The 5,702-nt window shown below is 74.5% G+C and carries 6 protein-coding genes; 4 read left to right on the top strand and 2 right to left on the bottom strand.

Annotated features, from left to right (window positions below):
* The 4 genes from EF903_RS27560 to EF903_RS27545 all read left to right on the top strand — a co-directional run.
* A partial coding sequence (locus tag EF903_RS27560; RefSeq protein ID WP_148142584.1) for a CAP domain-containing protein occupies positions 1–561 on the top strand: 561 nt, incomplete at its 5' end.
* Positions 562–872: 311 nt separating this feature from the next.
* Entirely contained in the window at positions 873–1,307 is a 435-nt protein-coding gene (locus EF903_RS27555) for a VOC family protein (RefSeq protein WP_125547646.1), read from the top strand.
* A 147-nt stretch (positions 1,308–1,454) separates the two neighbouring features.
* Positions 1,455–2,660 carry a tryptophan 2,3-dioxygenase family protein gene (locus EF903_RS27550; protein ID WP_125547644.1) on the top strand — a complete coding sequence of 402 codons (1,206 nt, stop codon included), beginning with the start codon at positions 1,455–1,457 and terminating at the stop codon, positions 2,658–2,660.
* 60 nt (positions 2,661–2,720) lie between these two features.
* Positions 2,721–3,275, top strand: a complete 555-nt coding sequence (locus EF903_RS27545; RefSeq protein WP_125547642.1) for a DM13 domain-containing protein — start codon at positions 2,721–2,723, stop codon at positions 3,273–3,275.
* 21 nt (positions 3,276–3,296) lie between these two features.
* On the opposite strand, the gene EF903_RS27540 is transcribed toward EF903_RS27545, so the two are convergent.
* Together EF903_RS27540 and EF903_RS27535 are read right to left on the bottom strand one after the other, a co-directional pair.
* Positions 3,297–4,583 (bottom strand): phytase, encoded by a 1,287-nt coding sequence (locus EF903_RS27540; protein ID WP_125547640.1) that lies wholly within the window; start codon positions 4,581–4,583, stop codon positions 3,297–3,299.
* Positions 4,584–4,727: 144 nt separating this feature from the next.
* On the bottom strand, positions 4,728–5,642 hold the full coding sequence (locus tag EF903_RS27535; protein WP_125547648.1) for a GNAT family N-acetyltransferase: 915 nt from the start codon (positions 5,640–5,642) through the stop codon (positions 4,728–4,730).
* Positions 5,643–5,702 lie beyond the last annotated feature (60 nt).

Here is a 5,702-nt window from a genome sequence, read left to right as displayed (position 1 = left end):
GTGCAGGACGCGCCCGCCCCCGCCGCGCCCGTCGCGCAGGAGCCGGCCCCCGTACGCGAGGCCCCGGCGCAGCCGCCGGCCGCACAGCCGGAACCGCAGGCCCCGGCGCAGCCGCCGGCCGCGCGGCCGGAACCGCAGGCCCCGGCCGCCCCCGAGCCCTCGGCGCCCACGGCCGCGCCGGACTCGGGCGCCGCCGCCCAGATCCTCGCGCTCGTCAACAAGGAGCGCGCGGCCGTCGGCTGCCCGGCGCTCACCGTGAACGAGCAGCTGGCCAAGGCGGCCCAGGCCCACAGCGAGGACATGGCGAGCCACACCACCATGTCCCACACCGGATCAGACGGGTCGGACCCGGGCGAGCGCATCACGCGCGCCGGATACGAGTGGCGCACGTACGGCGAGAACGTCGCCTACGGCTACAGCACCGCCGAGCAGGTGATGCAGGGCTGGATGAACAGCCCCGGCCACCGGCAGAACATTCTCAACTGTGCCTTCAAGGAAATCGGCGTGGGCCTCGCCCAGCCGAACCACTACTGGACGCAAGACTTCGGCGCATCCCGCTGACGTGCCTCCCACACACGGTTTCGGAAACGGTTCCGCTTCCGATTCCGAGGGCTCCCGGCCCGGTGCCCCGCCGATCCCCCGGATCGGCGGGGCACACGCCTTTCCCCGGCACGGAACCGTTCGCCGGCGGCGGTCACGGGCCGGCGCCGAGGGCTGTCCCGCAAACGGCCTCCGAGCGGGCGACCGGCCCTTCCGTGGTCTCGGCGAGAAGGACGGGTGTGCAATGCAGCTCCGGCCGAATGACTGCTGTCTCCCCTGACGGGCGCGCCGGATGCCATGTGCGGATGGTGGGCAGCCCGTAAGGTGGCCCGATGTCTGCGATCAAGAAGTTTCAGGTGACCTTCGACTGTGCGGATCCGGAGCGGCTCGCCCTTTTCTGGTGCGAGGTGCTGGGCTATGTCCCGCAGCCGCCGCCGGAGGGGTTTGCCACGTGGGAGGAGTTCGCGCGGTCCAGGCCGGACGGGGAGCCCGTCGGGTGGTTCTCGTGCAGTGACCCCTCGGGGGTGGGTTCGCGGCTGCTCTTCCAGCGCGTCCCCGAGGGCAAGGTCGTCAAGAACCGGCTGCACCTCTGCGTGCGGGTGGGCACCGGCCTCGTCGGGGAGGAGCGGCTCGCCGCGCTCGAAGCCGAATGCGCGCGGCTGGTCGCCCTCGGTGCGGTCCGTGTGCGGCTGATGCTCGCCGACGAGGAGAACGAGTCGTGCATGGTCATGCAGGACATCGAGGGCAACGAGTTCTGCCTCGACTGAGCGCAGCGCGCCCTGTGGGAACCGGCCGGGCCCCGTTGTCAAGCCACGGGAATTCGAGGCCTGACCGGTCGGGGTGCCGTGCCGCCTAATCGAAGTCTCCCCCTCCCGCCGAGCGGCGGGGGTTCGACCAGCGAGGAGACGAGGGCGATGACGACGCACTGCCTTACCCACCGGTTCGCCGGCGACGGGATCCACCTGGCGCGGCGGGTGACGCAGGAGGTGCGCCGGACCGGCAAGCACTTCCTGCCGCGCCCCCTCCTGGAGCGGCTCAGCGCCTTCCGGGCGTGCCCGTCGACGTCCGCCGGCCCGTTCGTCCGGGCGTTCCTGGAGTGCGTCCTCGACAAGCACGACGGGGCGTACGGCAACCGCACCTACCTGGCGCTGCCCGTACTGGAGCTGGTTCTGGAGGGGGCGGGCGGCGCGCCGGACCCGGATCGGCTGGCCACGCTCCTCATCGCCGACGTCGCCCGCTTCGAGATCACGACGGCGGTCGAGAGCGGGGGACGCTCGGACCGGGATCCGCCCGGTCCGGCCGTCCTGGGCAAGCGGCTGCGGCATGCGCTGCGGTTCGCCGCCCCGGACCTCGCCGACGCCGTCGGCCCCGGGGACCGGGCTGCCGGCCGCGGCGGCGCCTGCCCGTCCGGGGCTCAGTGGAGCGGTATCGCCGACGCGCTGCCGGGGCCGCCCGCGACGGAGTCCGGGCGGTGGTTCGACGTGACCGTGCAGCCCGTGTACGTCCTGCACGACGAGTACTTCTTCATCCGCGTGCTCCAGACGCACGAGATGCTCTTCACGGCGATCGCCGGCGAGGTGCGGTCGGCCGTCGGGGCGCTGCGGGACGGCCGGCCCGCAGCGGCCGCGGAGCACGTGGACCGGGCGGCCGGACTGTTCGGCCGGGCCTCCGCGCTGTTCCGGCTCGTCGCCACGATGCGCCCGGGGCACTTCTCCTCCTTCCGGCGGTTCACGCAGGGCGCGAGCGCCATCCAGTCCGAGCAGTACAAGCGGTTCGAGGTCCTCTGCGGGACCCCGCCCGCCGCGCGCCTTGCGTCGGCCGCGTTCGCGGACGTCCCCGCGGTGCGGGCCGAGGCGGAGGACCCCGGCCGGGACACCCTCACCCGCGCCTATCTCGACCTGCGCCGCAGCGGCGGCATCGACTCCCGCGAGTGGGGGCTGCTGCACGGTGCGGTCGGCCGGCTGGAGGACCGGCACCAGCGGTGGAAGGCCACCCACCGGAGCATCGCCGCGCGCATGCTCGGCGGCGCGAGCGGTTCGGGTCACACCGACGGCGTCCCCTACCTGGAAGGCTGTCTGCGCAACCGGCTCTTCTGGCAGCTCGACCGGGCGGCCGCCTGATCCACGCGAGGGGGCGGGTAGCCTTGCGGAACGTTGCGGCGGACAAGGAGAGGACGTGCCATGCCGGCTCTGGGGAGCGGAAGGCGGAAGATGCTGATCGGCCTCGCGATCGTCGGCGTCCTCGCCGTCGCGTTCGGCACGTACTGGTTCCAGCCCTGGAAGCTGTGGACGGACCGCACGCTGCGCGAAGCCCTGCCGAGCGCCACCGCCGCCCCCTCCCCCACGGCGGGCGGCGGGACCGCGCCGCCCGCCCCGGCCGGCCCGCAGACGGTGGCGTCCGGCCGGTTCATCAGCCACGAGCACACCACCAACGGCTCGGTGAAGCTGCTCCGGCTGGCCGACGGCTCGTACACGCTGCGCCTGGAAGGCCTGGAGACGAGCGACGGCCCGGCCCTGTACGTGTGGCTGACCGACGCGCCGGTCAAGGAGGGCCGGGACGGCTGGCACGTCTTCGACGACGGCGCACACGTCAGCCTCGGCAAGCTCAAGGCCAACATGGGCGACCAGAACTATCCCCTGCCGGCCGGTACCGACCCCACCCGGTACACCAGCGTCAGCATCTGGTGCGACCGCTTCGACGTGTCGTTCGGCGCGGCGGCCCTCGGCACGGCCTGACCGCCGGCCGCCGGCGCCCGGTCAGTCGAGGGCCTTGCGGACCTCCCCCAGGTCGACGAACTTGAAGCCGGTGGCCTCGCGGTCGCCGTCACCGGGCGTCTCCCGGCCGTCCTGGACGACCAGCAGCCCGTTGGGGTACCTGGCGCCGAGCGGTGCGCTGAGGGCGGCGGCACCGTCGCAGGCCTCCGAGCCGTCGAGGGCCGCCGAGGCGGCGGTGATGCGGAAGGAGCCCTCGTACTCGTTGTCGTCCTCGGTTTCCCGGTCGTAGGCGACGAACCGGTCGTCACCCTGGCTGGAAGCCAGCAGACGGCCGTCGCCGCCGGGTTCGGTCACCAGGGTCAGCCCCTCGACGTCGGCCGACAGGTGCCTGCCGCCGTAGCCGGGGTCGGCGCCGGGCGTGCACTCCTCGGTCTCCTCGTCGTAGGTGCCGGGGACCCCGTACTCGCGGACCTTGTCCATGAGCCGGGCGGGACCGGTGAGGTCGGCCTTGAGCCGCCAGATGCCGACGTCTTCCTGCCCCGCGTAGAGCGTGCCGTTCGCCGGGTCGACGACCATGCCCTCCACCTGCGGCAGCTCGCCGGGCTCGGCGCAGGGCGTCCAGGAGGCGCCGTTCGGCAGCCGGAAGGAGGACGGGAGGTCGATGGTGCGCACCTGCCGGTAGCCGACGGTGCCGGCGCGGGTCGGCACCAGTTCGAGCAGGGCGATGCTCGTGCGGTTGCGCCGGCTGGCCAGCGCGTACGACCGCCCGGTGCTCCGGTCGGTCCACGTGGCCAGGCCGTACGCGGTGGCCTGCTCGTTGACCTCCTCCTGCCCGGTGGAGAACACGGGCCGCACTCCGGGGTCGGTGACGTCCGTGAGGGGGCCGCCCGGCCGGTCGCGGTCGATCCGGTAGATCCTCAGCCGGTCGTTCCCGCGGTCCGTGACCACGGCGACGTCGGCGCGCCCGCCCGCGAGGGGCAGTCCGTGCACCAGGTCGACGTTGTTGAAGCGGCCGGGCGCGTCGCCGGCGCCCGGGCCGGCCGGAGCGGGGACCGACTGGAGCTGCCGGGCGTCCAGGCCGTAGACGCGCAGGCCGCCCTGTTTCGCGGTGGCGATCACGAGGCTGCGGCCGGGGTCGGCGGCGTTGCGCCAGATCGCCGGGTCGTCCGCGTTGGCGTCACCGCCCGGCCCGTCGTCGAACAGGGCCGCGGTCTCGGCCTTCGGGTGGACTTCCGGAACGCCGTGGGCCTCGGCCGGCAGCGACAGCGCGGTGGCCAGTACCGGCCCCAGGACGAGCGCGAAGGCCCGGCCCGCAAGACGTGTCGTCATGTTCCCTCACCTGTGCGGGGGTTGCATCGTCAGGACGGAGACACTCTCCCGGCCGGACGGGCGGTGCGGGGGGCGGCCGGGCGACCGGCAGGTGAATTCGCCGTGGTGCGCGGGTGCGGTCGCTCCCGCGCCGCCGGGGCCGGGTCACAGCGGGCGGCTGAACTCCCGGCGGTTCGCGACGACCCGGTACCCGGCGCGCAGGAACGCCTTCGCCATCGCCGTGTTGGCCGCGTCGCAGTCTCCGCGGATCTCGGCCGCGCCGTGCGCGGCAAGGATGCGGGTGCCGCGTACGACGCCGGCTGCCGCGTACCCCTTGCCGCGGTGGGCGGGCGCGACGCCGACGAAGCCGATCACGGCGACGAGCGGGTTCTGCGCGGGCAGGCTGATCACGGCCGGGGTGCCGTCGGCGGCGTCGTATCCGATCTCCCACCAGTAGGGCTCGTGCTTCAGCCCTGCGGTCTCCTCGAAGAGCAGCTCGGCGGCGCGGCGCGCGCCGTGCTCGCGGACGTCGGCGGCGAGCCGGGCGTCCGCGGTGTCGGTGAGGAGGTCTTCGAGCAGGGCGACGAACGGTTCCGGCCCCAGCTCGGGGAGGGGGCGGAAAACGAGTGCGGGGTCGTCCGGAGGGAGCCGGTCGCCGGTGTGCGGGCCGGTGTCCAGGCTGAAGCGGCGGCCGTCGCGGACCTGCCGGAAGCCCGCCTGCCGGAGCAGGCCGGTCCGGCGCTCCGGGTCGCGCTGGAACTGGGGGGCCTGGGCGGGCGCGTCGATGACGTGCTCCAGGGCGGTCGCGCCCAGCTCGGCGGCGAGGCCGGCGGCGGCTCCGAGGAGCGCGGCCGCGGTCTCCGGCTCGTCGGCGGGGGCTTCGAACAGCACGACGGCCAGGGGGATTCGGTGGCCCGGGAGGGTCCACAGGACGGCGCTTCCCCAGGGCCGCCCGTCGCCGCCTTCGGCGACGAGGCACCAGGCGGGGCGGGTGCACCCGCTGTCGAGGAGCCGGGCGAGGTAGGCGCGCGTCGCGGCGTTCCGCTCGGGGTCGCCCGGGTGCTCGACGAGCGCGGGCAGTTCGCCGGGGCGGGCCGGGCGGACGGGCCGCCCCGGCGAACTGCCCGCGCTCGTCGAGCA

Origin of the sequence: Streptomyces sp. WAC05292, from assembly GCF_003949955.1 — a bacterium.
GTDB lineage: Bacteria > Actinomycetota > Actinomycetes > Streptomycetales > Streptomycetaceae > Streptomyces > Streptomyces globosus.
This window is presented reverse-complemented; position numbering and strand designations above follow the sequence as displayed.

Excerpts from the sequence above, each read along its gene's own strand:
- EF903_RS27540 (WP_125547640.1), bottom strand. The coding sequence starts at position 4,583 with ATGACGACACGTCTTGCGGGCCGGGCCTTCGCGCTCGTCCTGGGGCCG.
- EF903_RS27555 (WP_125547646.1), top strand. The coding sequence starts at position 873 with ATGTCTGCGATCAAGAAGTTTCAGGTGACCTTCGACTGTGCGGATCCG.
- EF903_RS27550 (WP_125547644.1), top strand. The coding sequence starts at position 1,455 with ATGACGACGCACTGCCTTACCCACCGGTTCGCCGGCGACGGGATCCAC.
- EF903_RS27545 (WP_125547642.1), top strand. The coding sequence starts at position 2,721 with ATGCCGGCTCTGGGGAGCGGAAGGCGGAAGATGCTGATCGGCCTCGCG.